The sequence below is a fragment of the Novosphingobium sp. genome (assembly GCF_049240505.1).
Classification (GTDB): Bacteria; Pseudomonadota; Alphaproteobacteria; order Sphingomonadales; family Sphingomonadaceae; genus Novosphingobium.
The window spans coordinates 1-3,525 of record NZ_JBMLSM010000073.1 but is presented as its reverse complement, the minus strand read 5'-3'; the positions used below and the strand labels follow the sequence as shown (position 1 = coordinate 3,525).

3 protein-coding genes are annotated in these 3,525 nt (G+C 59.5%); all 3 read right to left on the bottom strand.

Annotation, left to right across the window (positions count from 1 at the left end):
• Positions 1 to 210: 210 nt before the first annotated feature.
• A complete protein-coding gene (locus ACOVQ0_RS06255) occupies positions 211 to 1,437 on the bottom strand; it encodes a serine hydrolase domain-containing protein (RefSeq protein ID WP_421881619.1) in 1,227 nt (408 codons plus the stop codon).
• 41 nt (positions 1,438 to 1,478) lie between these two features.
• Positions 1,479 to 2,678: a carboxynorspermidine decarboxylase gene (locus ACOVQ0_RS06250; protein ID WP_421881616.1), complete on the bottom strand. Its 1,200-nt coding sequence runs from the start codon at positions 2,676 to 2,678 to the stop codon at positions 1,479 to 1,481.
• Positions 2,679 to 3,067: 389 nt separating this feature from the next.
• On the bottom strand, positions 3,068 to 3,525 hold a 458-nt coding region (locus ACOVQ0_RS06245; RefSeq protein WP_421881613.1), incomplete at its 5' end, for a saccharopine dehydrogenase family protein.

Sequence of the window (3,525 nt, the reverse complement as noted above, 5' to 3'; positions counted from 1 at the left end):
GCGCGAACTACAGCCAGTGCGTCAGGATGGATGTGCAACTCAAGGGACCCCCAAACGGAACGTTGAACAAAGCTGCCTTGCGGTTTGGAAGTCCCCCTTGGGGCAGCGAGAGGGGGTAAATAAGGCCCTGCGCCTGAATCTCAAGTGAAAATAATGCCTCTGCAAACGCGCGTCAGAAAAATGAAACATTTCCAGACAGATCGCCTTAATTCAGCGACTTAGCGCATCGGCGAGCGCAGCCCACGCAGGCAGGGACAGCGGATCATTTGCACCGTTCGCCGCGATGGGATGCGATGCGAATCGTGCAACCGTCATTTCGGCCGCCGGATCGACCCACAGCGTCTGCCCGTGGATGCCCCGCGCCGAGAAGCAGCCACGGTTATTGTGGCTGTGCCACCATTGGCTGCCATAGCTCCAGCCCGGCAATTGCGGATAACGGTTGCGATCGAAATGCGCCGGATCACCGCCCTTGCGCACGCGCTCGACCACGCCTGTCGGGATCACGCCATTGCCGCCCAAGCGCATTGCCTCGCCAAAGCGCGCGAGATCTTCCAGTCGCAGGTTCAGGCCGCCTCCGGCAAAAGCCATGCCTGCCTGATCGACGATAAGGTCTGCATCGCCCAGCATTCCCAGCGGTTGCCACAGGCGTTCGCTCAACACGTCAGCCAAGTGCTTGCCTTCAATCCGCGCAAGCAGCCACGCCAGCACTTCGGTATTGGGCGTGCGATAGGTGAAACCCTGTCCATGTTCGCCTGCTTTCGAGATCGTCGGCAGGAAGGAGCAAAGGCTGGTCGGCCCGGAATAGTCCGCAGGGCGCGGGGTTAGCGCAAGGGCGGCGCTATAGGCACCGATGCCAGAGTTTGGATCGGCATAATCCTCGGAAAAATCGAGCGCCGTGGTCATGTTCATGATCTGCAGCACCGTGGCATCGCCAAAGCCGCCGGACGCCAGTTCAGGAAGATAACTGGCGACAGGTGCACCGGGATCAAGCCTGCCTTCATCGATCAATATCTCGGCCAGTGTGCCGACAAAGCTTTTGGTTACGGAAAAGGCGATATGCCGCGTTTCAGGCTCGGTCACGCCGAACCAGCGTTCAAAAACCACCTCACCGCGATGAAGCACCAAGATGCCATCGGTGAACGCCTCAGTCAGCGAATCCACAAAGGAGATCGGCGTATCTGCGCCCAGTGGCACGAACATGGCGTCCGACAGATCATCGCGAAGTGCCCGCGCAAAAGGTGTGCCCCCTGCCCCGGCACCGACCCGGCAGGAAGGCACGAACTGGCGCATGTTCGAATAGGACCAGCGGATCATCGGAAAGCGCATGTGATCGGCGCGTGACGCGAGCAGCAGCTTGTCTGCAAGTGGCGGCGAACCCTGCATCCAGCCCATGTGCACCGGATCGCTGGTCAAGCCATCGAGCACTTCACCAGTCATGCTATTCTCCCGCCGTGGTTGTCCTTGGCGGGGAACATGCCTCAGGAAAGGCGGTCGCGGAAGTCCTCGTAAGTGAAGGTGCGAACCTTCTCCAGCGCATCACTTTCGCTGTCCCACAGCCAGATCGACGGCAAGGGGACGCCGTTGAAGGTCGTGGTCTTGACCATCGAGTAATGCGCCTGATCAAGGAAGGCAAAGCGCGTGCCCGGTTCTGCACCGTTCGGCAGCCGGTAATCGCCGATCGCGTCTCCGGCGAGGCATGAAGGCCCGCCCAGACGCACCGGCGCATCGCCCTCGCCCGAATCCTCATATTCGTCGATTGGCAGTTCCCCCAGCATGGCCGGGCGATAGGGGGCCTCGATCACGTCAGGCATGTGGCAGGTGGCCGAAATATCCGTGATGCCAAGCTGCATCCCGTTCCAGTGCGTATCCAGCACCGTGCCGACAAGAATGCCTGCATCGAGCGCGACAGCCTCGCCCGGCTCCAGATAGATTTCGCAACCTGTGCGTGCCTTCACGTCACGAAGGAACGCCACCAGATCATCGCGCTGGTAATCGGCGCGCGTGATGTGATGGCCACCGCCGAAGTTCAGCCATTTGAGCTGACCGAAGAAGGGCGCGATGCGGGCTTCGAGCGCGTCCCAGGTGCGTTTCAGGGGTTCGAAGTCCTGTTCACACAAGGTGTGGAAGTGCAGCCCGGAAACGCCTTCAAGATGTTCCGGCAGCAGTTGGTCCACCGGAAAGCCAAGCCGCGAATGCGGCGCGCAAGGATCGTAGCGCGGAACTTCGCCCTCGGCATGAAGCGGGTTTATGCGCAGACCGATATCGAACGCTTCGGCAGCATCGCGCGCTGCCGCGATCTCGGTCATAAAGCGCGCGTGCTGGCCGGGAGAATTGAAGATCACATGGTCCGACAGGCGCAGGATTTCGGCCATGTCCTGAGCCTTGTAGGCCGCGCAGTAGGTAGCGATTTCACCAGTGTAGTGTTCCGCCGCCAGCTTGGCTTCCCACAAGCCGGAGGTGCAGACGCCGTTGAGGTATTCGCCGACGATTGGCGCGACTTTCCACATGGAAAACGCCTTGAGCGCGGCCAGAACCTTGATCCCGGCGCGGTCCCGCACGTCGGCCAGAACGGCAAGATTTGCGCGCAGCTTTGCGGCATCGACGACAAAGGCGGGGCTATCCACCCGTGACAGGTCAAACCGCCCAAATGCGCCCGGATCGCCGGCTCTCGTCTCCATATCGAAACTTCTCTTTCAAAAGCGCGTATCGAAAAACACGTCAAAGAGCAAAATAGTCAATCCTTGTGACGCGACCGTCTTTCAATTCGTTCGCGCTACTCAAGATTCCCTGAGATTCGTAGGCCTCACAACGTCCTGACGTGACCGACCCAATCGGAGCCTGAAATGACACAATGCACCTTCCTTGGCAGTCGTTTTGGCTACGACATGTCCGCTGGCCATCAGCGAAATAAGCCAAACAGACGGGCCCACGGAAAACCGTGGTACCCCGATAGTATTTTCCGAAAGGCTCACAAATGACTTGGTTATCGTATCCAGCCTTGATCGCCGTCGCCGACCAGTAGCCAAGACAACCAAGGATCAGTCCTGCGGTCAGCTTCCGCAACGGATCAGAACTCCAGCGGCCCCGCCAGTTCCTTCACCTGCCAAGGCAACCCGTGGTTGTTCAGCATGTCCATGTAGGGATCGGGATCGAACTGTTCCATGTTGAACACGCCTTCACCCGACCAGATGCCCTGCACCATCATGGCCGCGCCAATCATCGCCGGAACGCCGGTGGTGTAGCTGACCGCCTGGTTGCCGGTTTCGGCATAGGCGTCTTCGTGGTCGCAGATATTGTAGATGTAGAAGGTCTTTTCCTCACCATCCTTCAGACCGGTCGCAATGTCGCCGATATTGGTCTTGCCCTTGGTGGTCGCGCCCAGTGAAGCGGGTTCGGGCAGGACAGCCTTGAGGAACTGCAGCGGGATGATTTCCTTTCCTTCGTAAATCACCGGGTCGATGCGGGTCATACCCACGTTCTGCAGCACGGTGAGGTGCGTGATATAGGCATCGCCGAAGGTCATCC